Consider the following 19524-nt stretch of genomic DNA (forward strand, 5'->3'; position numbering starts at 1 on the left):
TCCGCCATGACCATCAACCTCGGCACCGCCAACGAATTCATCGCCCGTCACATCGGCCCGCGCGCCGCCGACGAGCAGGCCATGCTGGCCGCCCTCGGCTTCGACTCGCTGGAAGCCATGACCGCCGCGGTCATCCCCGACAGCATCAAGGGCACCAGCGTGCTCGGTTCGCACGACGGCCAGAGCGAAGCCGACGCGCTCGCCGCGCTCAAGGCCATCGCCGGCAAGAACCAGCTGTTCAAGAGCTACATCGGCCAGGGCTACTACAACACCCACACCCCGGCGCCGATCCTGCGCAACCTGCTGGAAAACCCGGCCTGGTACACCGCCTATACCCCATACCAGCCAGAAATTTCCCAGGGTCGCCTGGAAGCGCTGCTGAACTTCCAGACCCTGATCAGCGACCTGACCGGCCTGCCGATCGCCAACGCCTCGCTGCTCGACGAAGCCACCGCTGCGGCCGAGGCCATGACCTTCTGCAAGCGCCTGTCGAAGAACAAGGCCAGCCACGCGTTCTTCGCCTCCGTGCACTGCCACCCGCAAACCCTCGACGTGCTGCGCACCCGTGCCGAGCCGCTGGGCATCGAGATCGTGGTCGGCGACGAGCGCGAACTGGGCGATGTCAGCGCCTTCTTCGGCGCCCTGCTGCAGTACCCGGCCAGCAACGGTGAAGTGTTCGACTACCGCGAAGTAATCGAGCGCTTCCACGCTGCCAACGCCCTGGTCGCCGTTGCCGCCGACCTGCTGGCCCTGACCCTGCTGACCCCGCCGGGCGAGTTCGGCGCCGACGTGGCCATCGGCAGCGCCCAGCGCTTCGGCGTACCACTGGGCTTCGGTGGCCCGCACGCCGCCTACTTCGCCACCCGTGACGCGTTCAAGCGCGACATGCCGGGCCGCCTGGTCGGCGTGTCGATCGACCGCTTCGGCAAGACCGCCCTGCGCCTGGCCATGCAGACCCGCGAGCAGCACATCCGCCGCGAAAAGGCCACCAGCAACATCTGCACCGCCCAGGTGCTGCTGGCCAACATCGCCAGCATGTTCGCCGTGTACCACGGCCCGGCCGGCCTCAAGCGCATCGCCGAACGTACCCATGCCCTGACCTCAATCCTGGCCGCCGGCCTGAAGACACTGGGCGTGCAGGTAGCGGGCGCCAGCGCCTTCGACACCCTGACCCTGGCCACCGGCAGTGCCACTGCCAGCCTGCATGACAAGGCGCGCGCCCAGGGCATCAACCTGCGCCAGATCGATGCCGCCCACGTGGGGCTGTCGCTGGACGAAACCAGTAGCCAGGCCGATGTCGAGGCCCTGTGGCAACTGATCGGTGGCGACCAGGCCCAGCCGGACTTCAACGCCCTGGCCGCCAGCACCGGCTCGCTGCTGCCTGCTGCCCTGCTGCGCCAGTCGGCCATCCTCGCGCACCCGGTGTTCAACCGCTACCACAGCGAAACCGAGCTGATGCGCTACCTGCGCCGCCTGGCCGACAAGGACCTGGCACTGGACCGCAGCATGATCCCGCTGGGCTCGTGCACCATGAAGCTGAACGCCGCCAGTGAAATGATCCCGGTCACCTGGGCCGAGTTCGGCAACCTGCACCCGTTCGCCCCGGCCGAGCAGAGCCAGGGCTACCTGCAGATGACCACCGAACTGGAAGCAATGCTCTGCGCCGCCACCGGCTACGACGCCGTGTCGCTGCAGCCCAACGCCGGTTCCCAGGGCGAGTACGCAGGCCTGCTGGCCATCCGCGCCTACCACCGCAGCCGTGGCGAAGGCCACCGCGACATCTGCCTGATCCCGTCGTCGGCCCACGGTACCAACCCGGCGACCGCGCACATGGCCGGCATGCGCGTGGTGGTCACCGCCTGTGACGCCCGCGGCAACGTCGATGTCGAGGACCTGCGCGCCAAGGCCATCGAGCACCGCGAGCGCCTGGCCGCGATCATGATCACCTACCCGTCGACCCACGGCGTGTTCGAGGAAGCGATCGGCGAAATCTGCGCGATCATCCACGACAACGGTGGCCAGGTGTACATCGACGGCGCCAACATGAACGCCATGGTCGGCCTGTGCGCCCCGGGCAAGTTCGGCGGCGACGTTTCCCACCTGAACCTGCACAAGACCTTCTGCATCCCGCACGGCGGTGGCGGCCCGGGCGTCGGCCCGATCGGCGTCAAGTCGCACCTGGCGCCGTTCCTGCCCGGTCACGCGCAGCTGGAAAACACCGAGGGCGCGGTTTGCGCCGCGCCGTTCGGCAGCGCCAGCATCCTGCCGATCACCTGGATGTACATCCGCATGATGGGCGGTGCCGGCCTCAAGCGTGCCTCGCAGATGGCGATCCTCAACGCCAACTACATCGCCCGTCGCCTGGAAGAGCACTATCCTGTTCTGTATACCGGCGGCAATGGCCTGGTGGCCCACGAGTGCATCCTCGACCTGCGCCCGCTGAAAGACACCAGCGGCATCAGCGTCGACGACGTGGCCAAGCGCCTGATCGACTTCGGCTTCCACGCCCCGACCATGTCCTTCCCGGTGGCAGGCACGCTGATGATCGAACCGACCGAAAGCGAGTCCAAGGAAGAACTGGACCGCTTCTGCGACGCGATGATCCAGATCCGCGAAGAAATTCGCGCGGTCGAAAACGGTAGCCTGGACAAGGACGACAACCCGCTGAAGAACGCCCCGCACACAGCGGCCGAGCTGGTTGGCGAATGGGCCCATGGCTACAGCCGCGAGCAGGCGGTGTACCCGCTGCCAAGCCTGGTGGAAGGCAAGTACTGGCCGCCGGTCGGCCGGGTCGACAACGTGTTCGGCGACCGCAACCTGGTGTGCGCCTGCCCGTCGATCGAGAGCTATCAGGACGCCTGATAGCCCTCAGGCCCGCTACCTTGCTTGAGGTGTGGACCTCTGTGGGAGCGGGCGTGCCCGCGAATGCGATGTCGGCCTCACCGACGCATTCGCGGGCACGCCCGCTCCCACAGGGTTCACCGTCCGCCCAATATTCCTGGCTGGAGGTCACCCATGTCCCTGAGCGTCTTCGACCTGTTCAAGATCGGCATCGGCCCCTCCAGCTCCCACACGGTCGGCCCGATGCGCGCCGCCGCGCGTTTCGCCGAAGGGCTGCGCCGTGATGACCTGCTTACCCGCACCGTCAGCGTCAAGGCCGAGCTGTATGGCTCGCTCGGCGCCACCGGCAAGGGCCACGGCAGCGACAAAGCCGTGCTGCTGGGCCTTGAGGGCGAGCACCCCGATGTCATCGACACCGACACCATCCCTGCCCGCCTGCAGGCCATCCGCGACAGCGGTCGGCTGAACCTGCTCGGCGAGCACAGCATCGCGTTCATCGAAAAGCAGCACCTGGCGATGATCCGCAAGCCGCTGGACTACCACCCCAACGGCATGATCTTCCGCGCCTTCGACGAGGCCGGCCTGCAAATCCGCAGCCGCGAGTACTACTCGGTGGGCGGCGGTTTCGTGGTCGACCAGGACGCCGCCGGCCACGACCGCATCGTCGAGGACAGTACACCACTGACCTACCCGTTCAAGACCGCCAAGGAACTGCTCGGCCATTGCACCGGGCAAAACCTGTCGGTCAGCCAGGTCATGCTGGCCAACGAGGCGGCCTGGCGCCCCGAGGCGGAAACCCGTGCCGGGCTGCTGCGTATCTGGCAGGTGATGCAGGATTGCGTCGAAGCCGGCTGCCAGCATGAAGGCATCCTGCCGGGCGGGCTCAAGGTCAAGCGCCGGGCGCCGGCGTTGTACCGCCAACTGAGCCGCCACCCGGAGGCCAGCCTGCGCGATGCCCTGTCGGTGCTCGACTGGGTCAACCTCTACGCCCTGGCGGTGAATGAGGAAAACGCCAATGGCGGGCGTGTGGTCACTGCGCCGACCAACGGCGCGGCGGGCATCGTCCCGGCAGTGCTGCACTACTACATGCGCTTCGTACCGGGAGCCAGCGAGGAGGGGGTGGTGCGGTTTCTGCTCACCGCCGCGGCCATCGGCATCCTGTACAAGGAAAACGCCTCCATCTCCGGCGCCGAAGTGGGCTGCCAGGGCGAGGTCGGCGTGGCCTGCTCGATGGCCGCCGGGGCGCTGTGCGAAGTGATGGGCGGCAGCGTGCAACAGGTGGAAAACGCTGCCGAAATCGGTATGGAACACAACCTGGGCCTGACCTGCGACCCGATCGGCGGGCTGGTCCAGGTGCCTTGCATCGAGCGCAACGCCATGGGCTCGGTAAAGGCGATCAACGCGGTGCGCATGGCCTTGCGCGGCGACGGGCAGCACTACGTGTCGCTCGACAAGGTCATCCGCACCATGCGCCAGACCGGCGCCGACATGAAAAGCAAATACAAAGAGACCGCCCGTGGCGGCCTGGCCGTCAACATCATCGAATGTTGACCCGACAACAACAGCAAGGAGTCACCGATGTCCGAAACACTGCTCAAGACCCCGCTGCACGCCCTGCACCTGGAACTGGGTGCGCGCATGGTGCCGTTCGCCGGCTATGACATGCCAGTGCAGTACCCGCTGGGCGTGCTCAAGGAACACCTGCACACCCGCGAGCAGGCCGGCCTGTTCGATGTCTCGCACATGGGCCAGATCACCCTGCGCGGCAGCGACGCCGCCAAGGCCCTGGAAAGCCTGGTGCCGGTGGATATCATCGACCTGCCGGTGGGCATGCAGCGCTATGCCATGTTCACCAATGAGCAGGGCGGCATCCTCGACGACCTGATGGTCGCCAACCTGGGCGACGACACCCTGTTCCTGGTAGTCAACGCCGCCTGCAAGGACCAGGACCTGGCCCACCTGCAAGCGCACATCGGCAGCCGTTGCGAGGTGCAGCCGCTGTTCGAGCAACGCGCCCTGCTGGCCCTGCAAGGCCCGGCGGCGGTCAAGGTGCTGGAGCGCCTGGCCCCGGAAGTGGCCGGCATGACCTTCATGCAGTTCCGCCCGGTGAAACTGCTGGGCGAAGACTGCTTCGTCAGCCGTTCGGGCTACACCGGCGAAGACGGCTATGAAATTTCGGTACCGGCACAGGCCGCCGAAGCCCTGGCCCGCCGCCTGCTGGCCGAGCCCGAAGTACAGCCGATCGGCCTGGGTGCGCGTGATTCGCTGCGCCTGGAAGCCGGCCTGTGCCTGTATGGCCACGACATGAACACCGAGACCAGCCCGGTCGAAGCCAGCCTGCTGTGGGCCATTTCCAAGGTTCGCCGTGCCGACGGCGCGCGTGCCGCCGGCTTCCCGGGTGCCGAGGCCATCTTCGCCCACCAGCGCGATGGCGTGGCGCGCAAACGGGTGGGTCTGTTGCCGCAGGAGCGTACGCCAGTACGTGAAGGCGCGGATATTGTCGATGCAAACGATAAACCTGTAGGCAAAGTGTGCAGCGGCGGCTTTGGCCCGACACTCGGTGCACCTGTAGCAATGGGTTATATCGATAGTGAACATGCCGCACTCGACACCCCACTGTTTGCCATGGTGCGTGGCAAGAAGGTTGCCTTGAAAGTCAGCAAAATGCCTTTCGTGGCACAACGTTACTACCGGGGCTGAAGCCGCTTTGTGAAGGTTACGGGCCGGTTCGACATATTCGATTTCGAACCTGTCCAATAACTTTTGAACATGGCGCCAGGCCAGGCGCCATGCCGTTTCCGACAAACCGGTCGGTTATCGGCAAACGGCTGATTTTCCATACGACCAAGGGCTTGTTTTTCGCTCGGGAGTTGGCGTAGAGTCACTGCACTGTGTTTGCATGGGTCGCAACAGTTCGTGACCTGGGCCAGTAGCCGCAATCTGCTACAACCCGTTTGACGTCTCTTACTTTCCTGCAACCCAGCCCAGTAATCTTTTGCTTGTTTATTGCAAAAGAAACTGTCATCAAAATTCAAGCTTCATAGGAAATAAGACAATGGCTGAGCGTCAGAACGGTACCGTCAAGTGGTTCAATGACGAAAAAGGTTACGGCTTCATCACCCCAGAAAGCGGTCCGGATCTGTTCGTGCACTTCCGCGCTATCGAAGGTAACGGCTTCAAGAGCCTGAAAGAAGGCCAGAAGGTCACCTTCGAAGCAGTCCAGGGCCAGAAAGGCATGCAGGCTGACAAAGTTCAGGTCGCCGGCTAAGCCGAACCCGACTTCGAGAAAAGCCCCTGCCAAGTGCAGGGGCTTTTTTTTGCCCGTAGAATAGCGGCTTCGTCTTCTGGAGCCGTTTTGCATGTCCAAGCCTCTGCTCACACCCCAGGGTGATTTTCCGCCAGTCGGCCTGGGCCGGCGCCTGGCGGCGATGTTCTATGACTTCCTGCTGTGCACGGCGCTGCTGATCGTGACCGCCGGTGCCTACAAGATGATCCAGATGGCGATCATCGGCGAAGCCCGCATGCGTGAGCTGACCGAGGCTGGCGCACTGGACGGCGACCCGCTGCTGTCGACGGTGCTGCTGTTTGCCTTGTTCGGTTTCTTTGCCAAGTTCTGGACCCATGGCGGGCAGACCCTGGGCATGCAAGTGTGGGGCGTGCGGGTGCAGAACGCCGATGGCACGGCTATCAGCCTGTGGCAGGCGCTGTTGCGCTTTGTGGTGTCGATTGCTTCGTGGCTGTGCCTGGGGCTGGGGTTTTTCTGGGTGTTGATCGACAAGCGCAAGCGGGGCTGGCATGACATCTATTCGGAAAGCCAGCTGGTGCGGGTGCCGAAGCAGAAGAAATGAGCCGGGGATTTGTGTTGCCTGTTCGGGCCTCTTCGCGGGCTCGCCCACTCCCACAGGAACCTCACAATCCTCAGGGCCTGTGATGAACCTGTGGGAGCGGGCGAGCCCGCGAAGAAGGCAACACAAATGCCAGCAAAAAGCCGACCCTGAGGTCGGCTTTTTTTGTGCAGCTCAGGCCATCAACCCGCCCGGCGCAACAACCACACACCCGCCAAGGCACAGATGCCTGCCGGGATCACCACTGCCAGCAGCGGCGGGAAGCCGAACACCTGGCTAGAAGGCCCCAGCAGGTCCTGGGCGATGCGGAACACGAAGCCCACCAGCACACCGGTGAACACGCGCTGGCCAAGGGTCACCGAACGCAGCGGGCCGAAGATGAAGGAAATCGCCATCAGCACCAGCGCCGCAGTCACCATCGGCTGCAACACCTTGGTCCAGAACGCCAGCCAGTAACGTGCATTGTTCAGACCCTGGTCGGACAGGTAGTGGATGTAGTCCCACAGCCCGGTGATGGACAGCGACTCCGGCGCCAGGATCACGGTATTGAGCAGTTGCGGCGTGAGCGAAACGTCCCAGCGCTCCTGCGGCGTGTTCACCACTTCGGTGTGGTCGCCACGGAAGTAGGTGGTGCGCACATCGGCGAGCAGCCAGTGGTCATCCTGGTACTGCGCCCGGCGTGCAAAGCTCGAGGTGATGATCTTGCGCTCGTTGTCGAAGCGGTAGCGGGTCACCCCCAGCAGCAGGCCGTTGGGCTGCACGGCGTTGATGTGCACGAACTCCTCGCCCTGGCGGTGCCACATGCCGCGCTTGGAGCTTTGCGCATCACCACCACCCTGGGCCAGGGAACGGTCGGCCTGGGCCTTGTTCTCGGTCACCGGCGCCACGTACTCGCCGATCAGCAGGCCGACCAGCATCAGCACCAGCATCGGCTTCATCACCGCCCAGACGATACGGCCGATGGAAACCCCGGCAGCGCGCATGATGGTCAGTTCGCTGCTGCTGGCCAGGCTGCCCAGGCCGATCAGGCAGCCGATCAAGGCGGCCATCGGCAGCATTTCGTACAAGCGCCGTGGTGCGGTCAGCAGAACGAAGTTGCCCGCCTCCATCACCGTGTAGGTGTCACTCAGGTCGCTCATCTCGTCGATGAAGGCAAACAGCGAAGCCAGGCCAAGGATGATCCCCAGCACGGCGAGGATGGCCAGCAGCACACTCTGGCCGATGTAGCGGTCGAGCTTACCCATGGGCCACCTCCGCACGACGGGCGGCGCGCTTGAGGCGCAGCGGCTCCCAGTACATCAGGCCCAGGCCGATCAGCAGGAACAGGCCGTGGACCCACCACATGCCCAGGGCGATCGGCAGTTTGCCCTTCTCGAGGGCGCCGCGTACGGAAATCAGCATTGTCAGGTAGGCCATGTACAGAAGAATTGCCGGCAGCAGCTTGAGGAAGCGGCCCTGGCGCGGGTTGACCCGGGACAGCGGCACCGCCAGCAAGGTGACGACGAACACCAGGATCGGCAGCGACAGCCGCCATTGCAGCTCGGCGCGCTCACGCAGGCCCTTCTTGCCGATCAGCTCGGAGGTGGGGACGGCCTCGCGCTCGGTCACTTCCTCGCTGACCTCCGGTTTGGGCAGCAGCACGCCGTAGGTATCGTACTTGATGGCACGGTAGTCGGCCTGGCCCGGGTTGCCGTCATAACGGTAGCCGTTTTCCAGCACCAGGTAGCGGTTGCCGTCGGCCTGTATTTCCTGGTGGCCTTTTTCGGCAACCAGCACCGACGGGGCGCGGTCCTTGGTCTTGTCCTGGTTGAAGCGCTTCTCGGAGATGAACACGCCGGCCAGGTTGATGCGATCGTCCGAAAGCTCTTCGGTGTAAGTCACTCGCGAACCGTCGCGCAGGGTCTGGAAGCGGCCCGGCACCAGGGTGTCGAACTCGGTCAGGGCATCCTGCTGGCTGATGATCTGCTGCACCTGGGCAACGCCCAGCGGCGCCAGGCTCAGGCTCAGCCAGGCCACCAGCAGGGCGACCAGGGCGGCCGGCACCATGGTCAGGCCCAGCAGGCGCTGCTGGCTCATGCCGGTGGCCGACAGCACGGTCATCTCGCTTTCCAGGTACAGGCGCCCGTACGCCAGGAGAATGCCGAGGAACAGCCCCAAAGGCAGGATAAGCTGCAGGAAGCCCGGCAGGCGGAAGCCCATGATCAGGAACAGCACGCTCGGGTCGAGCACGCCCTGGGCAGCCTGGGCCAGGTACTTGATGAAGCGCCCACTCATGATGATCACCAGCAGCACGGCGCTGACGGCGCTCAAGGTCACCAGGACCTCGCGGGACAAATAACGAAAGACGATCAAACCAGACACTCCTGGGTTGTCAGGGCGGACTGCCAATCTATGGCGCCAGACAATGACTTAGTACAGCCAAGACCAATGCCGGTTCGCCAAAGGCGAACCTCCATGTAAAGTGCGCGCATTATCCTGTGATTGACCGCCCCTGTCACTTCGCCGCGCATGAAGGCGCATGACGGGGTTGTCAGCACGCTTGCCGCAGGCTCAAACTGGCAGCTTTTCCGCTGGCGCGCGACGACGCGGCCAGGCCCGCCCAGAGCGCTGGAATACACAGCGCCGACTGTATCGATCATTCGGGGATCCTGACATGGAACTGGTTGTAAAAAGCGTAGCTGCTGCATCCGTAAAAACCGCCACCCTGGTCCTCCCGGTAGGTGAAAACCGCAAGCTCGGCGCCGTGGCCAAGGCCGTGGACCAGGCCAGCGAAGGCGCCATCAGTGCCGTGCTCAAGCGTGGCGACCTGGCCGGCAAGCCGGGCCAGACCCTGCTGCTGCAGAGCCTCCCGGGCCTTAAGGCCGAGCGCGTGCTGCTGGTGGGCAGCGGCAAGGACGAAGCCCTGGGCGACCGCGCCTGGCGCAAACTGGTCGCCAGCGTAGCCGGCGTGCTCAAGGGCCTGAACGGCGCTGATGCCGTGCTGGCCCTGGACGACATCGCGGTCAGCAACCGCGACGCTCACTACGGCAAGTACCGCCTGCTGGCCGAAACCCTGCTCGACGGCGAGTACGTGTTCGACCGCTTCAAGAGCCAGAAGGCCGAGCCACGCACCCTGAAGAAGGTCACCCTGCTGGCCGACAAGGCCGGTCAGGCCGAGGTCGAACGTGCCGTCAAGCACGCCAGCGCCATCGCCACCGGCATGGCCTTCACCCGCGACCTGGGTAACCTGCCGCCCAACCTGTGCCACCCAAGCTTCCTCGCCGAACAGGCCAAGGACCTGGGCAAGGCGCACAAGGCGCTGAAAGTCGAAGTACTGGACGAGAAGAAGATCAAGGACCTGGGCATGGGCGCGTTCTACGCCGTCGGCCAGGGCAGCGACCAGCCGCCACGCCTGATCGTGCTCAACTACCAGGGCGGCAAGAAGGCAGACAAGCCGTTCGTGCTGGTGGGCAAGGGCATTACCTTCGACACCGGCGGCATCAGCCTCAAGCCTGGTGCCGGCATGGACGAGATGAAGTACGACATGTGCGGTGCCGCCAGCGTGCTCGGCACCCTGCGTGCGGTGCTCGAACTGCAGCTGCCGGTCAATCTGGTGTGCCTGCTGGCCTGCGCCGAGAACATGCCAAGCGGCGGCGCCACCCGCCCGGGTGACATCGTCACCACCATGAGCGGACAGACCGTGGAAATCCTCAACACCGACGCCGAAGGCCGCCTGGTGCTGTGCGACACCCTGACCTACGCCGAGCGCTTCAAGCCACAGGCAGTGATCGACATCGCCACCCTGACCGGCGCCTGCATTGTCGCCCTGGGCAGCCACACTACCGGCCTGATGGGCAACAACGACGACCTGGTCGGCCAGTTGCTCGACGCCGGCAAGCGCGCCGACGACCGCGCCTGGCAGCTGCCGCTGTTCGATGAATACCAGGAGCAGCTGGACAGCCCGTTCGCCGACATGGGCAACATTGGCGGGCCGAAGGCCGGCACCATCACCGCCGGCTGCTTCCTGTCGCGCTTTGCCAAGGCCTACGACTGGGCACACATGGACATCGCCGGCACCGCCTGGGTCAGCGGCGGCAAGGACAAGGGCGCCACTGGCCGCCCTGTGCCCCTGCTGACCCAGTACCTGCTGGACCGCGCTGGCGCCTGACGCCGTGCAGCCGGTGGCGCCCCACGCGCCACCGGCCGGCGATACCACCATGAGCAAAGTCGATTTCTACATCCTGCCCACCGACTCGCTGTCGGCACGGCTCGATTTCGCCTGCAAGCTGTGCGAAAAGGCCTGGCGCCTTGGCCACCGGGTCTACCTGCATTGCCAGGACGCCGAGCAGCGCAGCGAGCTGGACCAACGCCTGTGGCGCTTCAAGGGCGAGGCCTTCGTGCCCCACGACCTCGCGGAAGTACATGCCGATGCCGGCGTGGCATTGGGCCTGGCCGCCGACAGTGCAGGCGATCACCACGACCTGTTGATCAACCTGGGCGCCGGCGTACCGGGCTTTGTCGGCCAGTTCGAACGGGTGGCCGAAATCGTGGTTGAGGAGCCTGGCATCCGCCAATCGGCCCGTGAACGATTCCGTTTCTACCGTGAACAGGGCTATGCTCTGCAAGACCACCGCTTACAGCGACTTTGACGACGATGGACAAGCCCTCCCCCCTGCCCGACTCCGCCCATCTGCTCGATGACCTCGAGTCGATACGCCAGCTGCTTGGCGACGCCGACCTGCAACCACCGCTGCTGACCGAGACAGTGGAGCAGATCCCGCTGCTGCTGGAAGAAGCGCCCGGCAACCCCGCGCCTGTGGCCGAACCGGTCGAGCCCGAAGACGACCCGCAGACCCGCCGCCAGGATACCCTGCTGCACCTGGAAAGCGAGCTGCGTGCCGCGGCGCAGATGATCATGCAGGACGTGATCAACGATTTCACCCCGCACATCGAGAACGAGATCAAGCGCCGGCTGGATGCGCGGATCGAGCGGTTGATCAAGCGTTCCGAGTAAAACCGAGATTCGGCGGTACCTTCTTCGCGGGTAAACCCGCTCCCACAGGACCGGCGCAAGCTTTGAGACTTGCGCCGGTCCTGTGGGAGCGGGTTTACCCGCGAATAGGCCATCCCTGCCGTGCCAGATAGCAGCAGCTTGTCGCCTGCGGCCCCCAGCTTGGTTATACTTCCCGGCTTTCCCGAATAAATGCACAGGGTCCCGCCGCGCATGGATAAGACCTACCAGCCGCACGCCATCGAAACTTCCTGGTACAACACCTGGGAGTCCGAGAACTATTTCGCCCCACAAGGTGCAGGCGAGTCCTACACCATCATGATCCCGCCGCCGAACGTGACCGGCAGCCTGCACATGGGCCACGGGTTCAACAACGCGATCATGGACGCCCTGATCCGTTTCCGCCGCATGCAAGGCCGCGACACCCTGTGGCAGCCAGGCACCGACCACGCCGGTATCGCCACCCAGATGCTGGTCGAGCGCCAGCTCGAGGCCAAGGGCCAGAACCGGCATGACCTGGGCCGCGAAAAGTTCCTGGAAAAGGTCTGGGAATGGAAGGACCAGTCCGGCGGCAACATCAGCCGTCAGATCCGCCGCCTGGGCTCGTCGGTCGACTGGAGCCGCGAGCGCTTCACCATGGACGACGGCCTCTCCGAAGCGGTCAAGGAAGCCTTCGTGCGCCTGCACGAAGACGGCCTGATCTACCGCGGCAAGCGCCTGGTCAACTGGGACACCAAGCTGCACACGGCCATCTCCGACCTCGAAGTGGAAAACCACGACGAGAAGGGCCACCTGTGGAACCTGCGCTACCCGCTGGCCGACGGCGCCAGGACCGCCGAAGGCAAGGACTACCTGGTCGTCGCCACCACCCGTCCGGAAACCCTGCTGGGTGACGCCGCCGTGGCGGTCAACCCGAACGACGAGCGCTACCAGGCACTGATCGGCAAATTCGTCGAACTGCCGCTGGTCGGCCGCCGCATCCCGATCATCGCCGACGACTACTGCGACCCCGAGTTCGGTACCGGCTGCGTGAAGATCACCCCGGCCCACGACTTCAACGACTACGAAGTCGGCAAGCGCCACAACCTGCCGCTGCTGAACATCTTCGACAAGAACGCCTTCGTGCTGGCCAGCGCACAGGCCTTCAACCTCGACGGCAGCGTCAACGAGCAGGTCGACACCCGCCTGCCGGCCCAGTACGCCAACCTCGACCGCTTCGTCGCGCGCAAGCAGATCGTCGCCGACCTGGATGCCCAGGGCCTGCTGGTGAGCATCGACGACCACGCCCTGAAAGTGCCGAAAGGCGACCGTTCGGGCACCGTCATCGAGCCGTGGCTGACCGACCAGTGGTACGTTTCCACCAAGCCGCTGGCAGAACCTGCCATCGCCGCCGTGGAAGATGGCCGCATCCAGTTCGTGCCCAAACAGTACGAGAACATGTACTTCTCCTGGATGCGTGACATCCAGGACTGGTGCATCAGCCGCCAGCTGTGGTGGGGCCATCGCATCCCGGCGTGGTACGACGAGGCCGGCCAGGTCTATGTCGGCCGCAACGAGGATGAAGTGCGCGCCAAGCACAACCTGGGCGCCGACGTGGCCCTGCGCCAGGACGATGACGTACTCGATACCTGGTTCAGTTCGGGCCTGTGGACCTTCTCCACCCTGGGCTGGCCGGAGCAGACCGAGTTCCTCAAGAAGTTCCACTCCACCGACGTGCTGGTGACCGGCTTCGACATCATCTTCTTCTGGGTTGCGCGCATGATCATGCTGACCATGCACCTGATCAAGAACGAGGACGGCACCCCGCAGGTACCGTTCAAGACCGTGTACGTGCACGGCCTGGTACGTGACGGCCAGGGCCAGAAGATGTCCAAGTCCAAGGGCAACGTGCTGGACCCGCTGGACATCGTCGACGGCATCACCCTCGAGGCCCTGCTGGAAAAACGCACCAGCGGCATGATGCAGCCCAAGCTGGCCGAGAAGATCGCCAAGCAGACCAAGGCCGAGTTCCCCGAAGGCATCGCCAGCTACGGCACCGACGCCCTGCGCTTCACCTTCTGCTCGCTGGCTTCCACCGGCCGCGACATCAAGTTCGACATGGGCCGCGTCGAAGGCTACCGCAACTTCTGCAACAAGATCTGGAACGCCGCCCGCTACGTGCTGGACAAGGGCGAGGACTGCGGCCAGAACGGCGAAGCCGTCGAGCTGTCGCTGGCCGACCGCTGGATCATCTCGCAGCTGCAGCGTACCGAAGCCGAAGTGACCCGCCAGCTGGAACAGTTCCGCTTCGACCTGGCCAGCCAGGCGCTGTACGAGTTCATCTGGAACCAGTACTGCGACTGGTACCTGGAGCTGTCCAAGCCGGTGCTGTGGGACGAGAACGCCCCGGTCGAGCGCGCCCGTGGCACCCGCCGCACCCTGGTGCGCGTGCTGGAAGTGGCCCTGCGCCTGGCGCACCCGTTCATGCCGTTCATCACCGAAGAAATCTGGCAGCGCATCGCGCCGCTGGCCGGCATCCAAGGCAAGACCATCATGCTGCAGCCGTGGCCGGTGGCCAATGAAGCACGCATCGACGCTGCTGCCGAAGGTGACATCGAGTGGCTCAAGGAACTGATGGTCGGCCTGCGCAACATCCGCGCCGAGATGAACATCGGTCCGGGCAAGCCGCTGCCGCTGTTCCTGAAAAACGCCAATGTCGACGACCAGCGTCGCCTGCAGGAAAACGAAGCCCTGCTGAAGAAGCTGGCCAAGGTCGAATCGTTCACCATACTGGGCGATGCCGACGAAGCGCCGCTATCGGCCACTGCCCTGGTCGGCGACCTGCAAGTGCTGGTACCAATGGCCGGCCTGATCGACAAGGATGCCGAGCTGGCGCGCCTGAACAAGGAAATCCAGCGCCTGCAGGGTGAAGTGGCACGCGTGGGTGGCAAGCTGTCCAACGCCGCCTTCGTCGACAAGGCACCGCCTGCGGTGATCGAGAAGGAACGCGCCAAGCTGGCCGAGTCCGAACAGGCCCTGGCCAACTTCACCGAGCAGCATGCGCGGATTGCAGCGCTGTAATCACTAGAGAGACCGTTGGGGCCGCTGTGCGGCCCTTTCGCGACACAAGGCCGCTCCCACAGGACGGCGCCAACCTTCAAGGCGCTACCATCCTGTGGGAGCGGCCTTGTGTCGCGAAAGGGCTGCGCAGCAGCCCCAGGCTCTTCAAGCCACCGCTCGTATAGGGCTGGACACTGCCATGACCCCGAACAAACCCACCCTGCACCCGCGCAACCGCCACCAGGGTCGCTACGACTTCCCCAGCCTGATCAAGGCCCACCCTGACCTGGCGCGCTTCACCATCACCAACCCCCACGGCAAACCCAGCATCGACTTCGCCAACCCCGAGGCCGTGCGGGTGTTCAACCGAGCCTTGCTCAAGGCCCAGTACGGCATCCAGCACTGGGACATCCCCGCCGATTACCTGTGCCCGCCAATTCCCGGCCGCGCCGACTACATCCATGTGGCCGCCGACCTGCTGGCCGACGACAATGCCGGCGAGATCCCCAAGGGCGCCCAGGTGCGCGCACTGGACATCGGCGTTGGCGCCAACTGCATCTATCCGCTGCTGGGCCACAGCGACTACCGCTGGCGCTTCCTGGGTTCGGACATCGACCCCGTGGCCCTGGCTTCGGCCAAAGCCATCGTCCAGGCCAATGGCCTGGGCAAGGCCATCACCCTGCGTCAGCAGGCCAACCGTGCGCACATACTCAGCGGCTTGCTGCAGGAAGACGAACGCTTCGACCTGACCCTGTGCAACCCGCCCTTCCATGCCTCACGTGACGAAGCCACCCGTGGCAGCCAGCGCAAATGGAAGAATCTTGGCAAGCAGGACCCCAAGCGCAAGCTGCCGGTGCTCAACTTCGGCGGCCAGAACAATGAACTATGGTGCGAAGGTGGCGAGATCCGCTTTGTCACCCAACTGGTTGGCGAAAGCGTGCAGTACGCCGAGCGGGTACTGTGGTTCACCAGCCTGGTGTCCAAGGCCAGCAACCTGCCAGGGATCGAGGCCGCGCTCAAGAAAGCGGGCGCCAAGGCCGTGCGCATCAGTGAAATGGGCCAGGGGCAGAAGCAAAGCCGCATGGTCGCCTGGAGCTTCCACGACGACACCGCGCGCCAGGCCTGGCACGCCCGGCGTAAATCCCAGGCATGAAAAAACCGCGCCCGGGCAAGCCGGGCGCGGTTTCGTCAAAGCTTCAACAATTACTTGTTGATGGCGTCGGTCAGCACTTTGGCTGGAACGAACTTGACGACTTTCTTGGCAGCGATTTCGATGGCAGCGCCAGTCGAAGGGTTACGGCCGGTACGGGCAGGACGCTCAGCGACTTTCAGCTTGCCGATGCCTGGCAGAGTGATTTCAGCGCCGTTTTCCAGTTGGTCGGCAACGATCTGGCCCAGTTGCTCCAGAGCGTTCTTGGCGGTGGCTTTTGGCGCGGCGATCGATTCGGCGATGTCGGCAATCAGTTGGTCTTTGGTCAATGCCATGGTGGTGTTCCTTCCCTATCAAATTCGATGGTTATGCAGCGGACTACGACGTTATCGGGCCAGCCCCTGAAAGTGGAGGGCCGCGCCAATCGCGTATGTAGATACGTAAATCGACGTTTGGTTCGACACGACGACAGCACGCTGCCAGCAATGCGCCACACAAGGGGCGCAAGACCGCGCAAAGCTACCACAGGAACGGATAAATATCCGCTGCGCACTTCGATTTAATGCAGGTTTTTCGGGGGTTTTAGCCTAAAACGCACAAATTTGAACAAAAAACGAACAACCGACATTTCTGCCAACATCCGGCCACTGCATCACCTTGTGTCTAAGGTAAACTGGACGACTTTTGCAGCTCGCGAGAATTCCATGCCAATCCGTCATTGCATCGTTCACCTGATCGACAAAAAGCCCGATGGCAGCCCCGCCGTGCTGCATGCCCGCGATTCCGAACTGGCCGCCTCCGACGCCATCGAAAACCTGCTGGCCGACCTCAATGACAGCTACAACGCCAAGCAAGGCAAGGCCTGGGGCTTTTTCCACGGTGAGTCTGGCGCCTACCCGCTGAGTGGCTGGCTGAAACAGTACCTGGACGAAGAAAAGGACTTTACCGCCTTCAGCCGCGTGGCCGTGGAACACCTGCAGAAGCTGATGGAAGAGTCCAACCTGTCCACCGGCGGCCACATCCTGTTTGCCCACTACCAGCAAGGCATGACCGAATACCTGGCGATCGCCCTGCTGCACCACAGCGAAGGCGTGGCGGTGAACGCCGAGCTCGACGTGATGCCTTCGCGCCACCTCGACCTTGGCCAGTTGCACCTGGCAGCGCGCATCAACCTGTCGGAGTGGAAGAACAACCAGAACTCCAGACAGTACATTTCGTTCATCAAGGGCAAGAACGGCAAGAAGGTCTCGGACTACTTCCGCGACTTCATCGGCTGCCAGGAAGGCGTCGACGGCCCGGGTGAAACCCGCACCCTGCTCAAGGCCTTCAGCGACTTCGTCGAGAGCGAAGACCTGCCGGAAGAGTCCGCCCGCGAAAAAACCCAGACCCTGGTCGAGTACGCCACTACCCAGACCAAGCTGGGCGAGCCGGTAACCCTTGAAGAGCTGTCCAGCCTGATCGACGAGGACCGGCCCAAGGCGTTCTACGACCACATCCGCAACAAGGACTACGGCCTGTCGCCGGAAATCCCCGCGGACAAGCGCACTCTCAACCAGTTCCGCCGTTTCACCGGGCGTGCCGAGGGGCTGTCGATCAGCTTCGAAGCGCACCTGCTGGGGGACAAGGTCGAATATGACGAAGCGGCAGGGACCTTGATCATCAAGGGCCTTCCGACCACCTTGGTGGATCAGTTGAAGCGGCGCAAGGACTGAGCGCGAAGCGGCCCTAAATAGCGGAAGACACAGCCTCATAGGAGGCCACCAGCGCCTCCTTCGCCGACTTGCGCAGCCGCTTCACCAGCCGCTCCTGGCGCAATGCTTCGCCCTTGTCCGGCCATTGCTCCACATACACCAGCGCCTGGGCCGGGCTGGTCTTGAAGTAACGCGCGCCCTGCCCTTTCTGGTGCGCCAGAAAACGCCGCTGCGGGTCATCGCTGATACCGCAATACAGCGATCCATTGGCAGCCCTTACCAAGTAGACATACCAGGGTTTTACTGCCTGATCCGGCACTTTTTCACTCACGACGCCTGCTCTTTCCATCATTAATTTGGTGAGCCCACCCCAAAAGGGCTTCATCATGCTCACTTCAGTATCCCGCACCTTGCTTGCCGCTGCCCTCTGGGCCGGCGTATCCACCGCCCAGGCCTCCATCGGCGCCCAGACCGCCAAGCAGTTGCAGAAAAACTACGACTCCACGCCCGCGCAGTGCCAGGGCAACGCGGTACCTGCCCACGCCTGTTCGGGCGTTTTACTAAGGTCAACCAGACCTTCACCGCTTTATCACTCCTGGCATCATAGCCAGAACAGCAAGGACAAAGGCGGCGTATCGTTCTCTTACCTGCGCGCCGACATTCCCACCACGCAGCTGGCTGCCGACGGCCGTAGCGGCTTTACCCTGTACCCGCTGCTGCAACGCCCGAAAGAGAGCTTGCGCTACGAAATGCTATGCGCCTGGCCCACTGACGGTGATACCTGGGAGCGTGACAACCGCGGTTGCGGCGACAATCGGCAGACAGCCGCAACCGAAGCGGCCTGCCATGAACAGGGGGTACTCACTGCCGAGCAGTGGATGGAGCGCTTCCGGCAAAGCGGCGACTACAAGGCCCAGTGTGCATTCGATATCCGCCGGGCGCGGGTGCCTGAGCGGGCTGACGCCTTCTACCAGAGCATACGTGCCAAACAGTTGTTTGCGCCTGAATTACCTTTCCCGTGGAACGAAGTAGTGATCGGTGCGTGGGACGAAGAGCAGTCCAGCAGGCTGCCAATCCAGTCGTTCTTCCATATCGAAGGTGCTTACGGCGCATTGCAACAAGCTCAGGCCGATCAGCAGGATTGGCACAGGACCAACGGCACATTCATACCCGTCATTCGTATTCGCCTACCGAACGGCCTCGATGAACGTGCCGCCTTCAGCTATCACGAGAGTGATCAGGCAGTAGCGCTGCCTTGAGCATGCTGGTACGCCCGCAGGCCTTTGAATGCCTGCTGGCGTACCTTGTTCTGCACCAGCGGCGACCAGCCCAGCAGCACGCCAGGCACTCCCAGCGCCTGGCGCGTCCAGCGCCACAAGTCGAAGTGGTCATCGTGCTGGCAGATCAGCCCGTCACGGATCACGAAACGCGCCTGGATATCGTTGACCACGGTGCGACCGGTCTGGCTGAACAGGTAGGTGGCCACCCAGTGCGCTCCACCACTGCGCTCGTCAGCGCGGACGTTATCGAAGGTCAGGGTGAAGTCCTTGGCGCGGCTGGTCAGCATCCGCCACATGTCGCCTGCATCCTTGCCACGCAGGGTGCCGAAGACCGGGTCGCTGAAGACGATATCATCGCTGTAGCAGGCGACCATGGCCTCGGCGTCCAGGCGCTGGAAGGCCTGGTAGAAACGGGTGATCAGGTCGTGGTTGGCATCGCTCATGAGGGCTGGTCCGTCCTGGGAGTCAAAGCAGCACGATAATCTGCCCCGGTTGCTTATGCCAGTACCGGCCCCTTCGCGGGTGAACCCGCTCCCACAGGGATCGCACACATCTTGAAAATTGTGCAGTAGCTGTGGGAGCGGGTTCACCCGCGAAAGGGCCGGCACTGCCAACATCAACTTCAGACTTTCTCGCTGCTCACCTGCACATGCAAAGCCCGCCCGGCCCCCAGGCCGAACACGAGGGC

Annotated in this window: 17 protein-coding genes; 12 read left to right on the forward strand and 5 right to left on the reverse strand. The window is 63.8% G+C overall.

Translation table 11 applies throughout. The annotated features are described in order from the left end of the window. Positions 1-6 precede the first annotated feature (6 nt). The 5 genes from gcvP to J5M71_RS20640 all read left to right on the forward strand — a co-directional run bounded on the left by gcvP (position 7) and on the right by J5M71_RS20640 (position 6689). Positions 7-2862 (forward strand): aminomethyl-transferring glycine dehydrogenase, encoded by a 2856-nt coding sequence (gene gcvP, locus J5M71_RS20620; protein ID WP_207836027.1) that lies wholly within the window; start codon positions 7-9, stop codon positions 2860-2862. Between the two features lie 153 nt (positions 2863-3015). Continuing rightward, a complete protein-coding gene (locus J5M71_RS20625) occupies positions 3016-4392 on the forward strand; it encodes an L-serine ammonia-lyase (protein ID WP_207836034.1) in 1377 nt (458 codons plus the stop codon). Between the two features lie 27 nt (positions 4393-4419). Beyond that, a complete protein-coding gene (gene gcvT, locus J5M71_RS20630) occupies positions 4420-5541 on the forward strand; it encodes a glycine cleavage system aminomethyltransferase GcvT (RefSeq protein WP_207836047.1) in 1122 nt (373 codons plus the stop codon). Between the two features lie 355 nt (positions 5542-5896). Continuing rightward, the gene (locus tag J5M71_RS20635; RefSeq protein ID WP_003257941.1) at positions 5897-6109 is read left to right on the forward strand and encodes a cold-shock protein; all 213 of its coding nucleotides are present in this window, start codon (positions 5897-5899) and stop codon (positions 6107-6109) included. Between the two features lie 91 nt (positions 6110-6200). Beyond that, the gene (locus tag J5M71_RS20640; RefSeq protein ID WP_063911382.1) at positions 6201-6689 is read left to right on the forward strand and encodes an RDD family protein; all 489 of its coding nucleotides are present in this window, start codon (positions 6201-6203) and stop codon (positions 6687-6689) included. 179 nt (positions 6690-6868) lie between these two features. Here the strand turns inward: J5M71_RS20640 and lptG are convergent, their stop codons facing one another. Further along, positions 6869-7930, reverse strand: coding sequence for an LPS export ABC transporter permease LptG (gene lptG, locus J5M71_RS20645; protein WP_207836051.1), 1062 nt, complete (start codon positions 7928-7930; stop codon positions 6869-6871). Beyond that, positions 7923-9038 (reverse strand): LPS export ABC transporter permease LptF, encoded by a 1116-nt coding sequence (gene lptF, locus J5M71_RS20650; RefSeq protein WP_063911380.1) that lies wholly within the window; start codon positions 9036-9038, stop codon positions 7923-7925. Before lptF ends, lptG begins: the two co-directional genes overlap by 8 nt. A 301-nt stretch (positions 9039-9339) precedes the next feature. On the opposite strand from lptF, the gene J5M71_RS20655 reads away from it, so the two are divergent. The 5 genes from J5M71_RS20655 (at position 9340) to rlmF (ending at position 15868) form a co-directional block, all read left to right on the forward strand. After that, positions 9340-10833: a leucyl aminopeptidase gene (locus tag J5M71_RS20655; protein ID WP_207836054.1), complete on the forward strand. Its 1494-nt coding sequence runs from the start codon at positions 9340-9342 to the stop codon at positions 10831-10833. Positions 10834-10882: 49 nt separating this feature from the next. Further along, positions 10883-11314: a DNA polymerase III subunit chi gene (locus tag J5M71_RS20660; RefSeq protein ID WP_207836056.1), complete on the forward strand. Its 432-nt coding sequence runs from the start codon at positions 10883-10885 to the stop codon at positions 11312-11314. Between the two features lie 5 nt (positions 11315-11319). After that, complete coding sequence (locus tag J5M71_RS20665; RefSeq protein ID WP_063911378.1) at positions 11320-11679, forward strand: hypothetical protein; 360 nt, start codon at positions 11320-11322, stop codon at positions 11677-11679. A gap of 210 nt (positions 11680-11889) precedes the next feature. Next, positions 11890-14736: a valine--tRNA ligase gene (locus tag J5M71_RS20670; protein ID WP_207836063.1), complete on the forward strand. Its 2847-nt coding sequence runs from the start codon at positions 11890-11892 to the stop codon at positions 14734-14736. Between the two features lie 178 nt (positions 14737-14914). Continuing rightward, positions 14915-15868, forward strand: coding sequence for a 23S rRNA (adenine(1618)-N(6))-methyltransferase RlmF (rlmF, locus tag J5M71_RS20675; protein ID WP_207836064.1), 954 nt, complete (start codon positions 14915-14917; stop codon positions 15866-15868). A 50-nt stretch (positions 15869-15918) separates the two neighbouring features. Here rlmF and J5M71_RS20680 read toward each other — a convergent pair whose 3' ends face one another. Further along, positions 15919-16200: an HU family DNA-binding protein gene (locus J5M71_RS20680; RefSeq protein WP_003257928.1), complete on the reverse strand. Its 282-nt coding sequence runs from the start codon at positions 16198-16200 to the stop codon at positions 15919-15921. A 369-nt stretch (positions 16201-16569) separates the two neighbouring features. Here J5M71_RS20680 and yejK point away from each other — a divergent pair, with 369 nt between their 5' ends. Next, entirely contained in the window at positions 16570-17577 is a 1008-nt protein-coding gene (gene yejK / locus J5M71_RS20685; RefSeq protein ID WP_207836067.1) for a nucleoid-associated protein YejK, read from the forward strand. Positions 17578-17590: 13 nt separating this feature from the next. Here yejK and J5M71_RS20690 read toward each other — a convergent pair whose 3' ends face one another. Then, positions 17591-17905, reverse strand: coding sequence for a GIY-YIG nuclease family protein (locus J5M71_RS20690; protein ID WP_207836086.1), 315 nt, complete (start codon positions 17903-17905; stop codon positions 17591-17593). 61 nt (positions 17906-17966) lie between these two features. Between J5M71_RS20690 and J5M71_RS20695 the strand changes: the two genes are divergently transcribed. Continuing rightward, on the forward strand, positions 17967-18815 hold the full coding sequence (locus J5M71_RS20695; RefSeq protein WP_207836070.1) for a hypothetical protein: 849 nt from the start codon (positions 17967-17969) through the stop codon (positions 18813-18815). Here J5M71_RS20695 and J5M71_RS20700 read toward each other — a convergent pair. Continuing rightward, positions 18794-19279, reverse strand: coding sequence for a nuclear transport factor 2 family protein (locus tag J5M71_RS20700; RefSeq protein WP_207836073.1), 486 nt, complete (start codon positions 19277-19279; stop codon positions 18794-18796). The two genes, J5M71_RS20695 and J5M71_RS20700, sit on opposite strands and share 22 nt — an antisense overlap. Between the last annotated feature and the right edge of the window lie 245 nt (positions 19280-19524).

The organism is Pseudomonas sp. 43(2021), from assembly GCF_017490805.1.
GTDB lineage: Bacteria > Pseudomonadota > Gammaproteobacteria > Pseudomonadales > Pseudomonadaceae > Aquipseudomonas.

Excerpts from the sequence above, each read along its gene's own strand:
- rlmF (WP_207836064.1), top strand. The coding sequence starts at position 14,915 with ATGACCCCGAACAAACCCACCCTGCACCCGCGCAACCGCCACCAGGGT.
- J5M71_RS20665 (WP_063911378.1), top strand. The coding sequence starts at position 11,320 with ATGGACAAGCCCTCCCCCCTGCCCGACTCCGCCCATCTGCTCGATGAC.
- J5M71_RS20680 (WP_003257928.1), bottom strand. The coding sequence starts at position 16,200 with ATGGCATTGACCAAAGACCAACTGATTGCCGACATCGCCGAATCGATC.
- J5M71_RS20655 (WP_207836054.1), top strand. The coding sequence starts at position 9,340 with ATGGAACTGGTTGTAAAAAGCGTAGCTGCTGCATCCGTAAAAACCGCC.
- yejK (WP_207836067.1), top strand. The coding sequence starts at position 16,570 with ATGCCAATCCGTCATTGCATCGTTCACCTGATCGACAAAAAGCCCGAT.
- gcvP (WP_207836027.1), top strand. The coding sequence starts at position 7 with ATGACCATCAACCTCGGCACCGCCAACGAATTCATCGCCCGTCACATC.
- J5M71_RS20635 (WP_003257941.1), top strand. The coding sequence starts at position 5,897 with ATGGCTGAGCGTCAGAACGGTACCGTCAAGTGGTTCAATGACGAAAAA.
- gcvT (WP_207836047.1), top strand. The coding sequence starts at position 4,420 with ATGTCCGAAACACTGCTCAAGACCCCGCTGCACGCCCTGCACCTGGAA.
- J5M71_RS20625 (WP_207836034.1), top strand. The coding sequence starts at position 3,016 with ATGTCCCTGAGCGTCTTCGACCTGTTCAAGATCGGCATCGGCCCCTCC.
- J5M71_RS20690 (WP_207836086.1), bottom strand. The coding sequence starts at position 17,905 with ATGGAAAGAGCAGGCGTCGTGAGTGAAAAAGTGCCGGATCAGGCAGTA.
- J5M71_RS20660 (WP_207836056.1), top strand. The coding sequence starts at position 10,883 with ATGAGCAAAGTCGATTTCTACATCCTGCCCACCGACTCGCTGTCGGCA.
- J5M71_RS20670 (WP_207836063.1), top strand. The coding sequence starts at position 11,890 with ATGGATAAGACCTACCAGCCGCACGCCATCGAAACTTCCTGGTACAAC.
- J5M71_RS20640 (WP_063911382.1), top strand. The coding sequence starts at position 6,201 with ATGTCCAAGCCTCTGCTCACACCCCAGGGTGATTTTCCGCCAGTCGGC.
- J5M71_RS20700 (WP_207836073.1), bottom strand. The coding sequence starts at position 19,279 with ATGAGCGATGCCAACCACGACCTGATCACCCGTTTCTACCAGGCCTTC.
- lptG (WP_207836051.1), bottom strand. The coding sequence starts at position 7,930 with ATGGGTAAGCTCGACCGCTACATCGGCCAGAGTGTGCTGCTGGCCATC.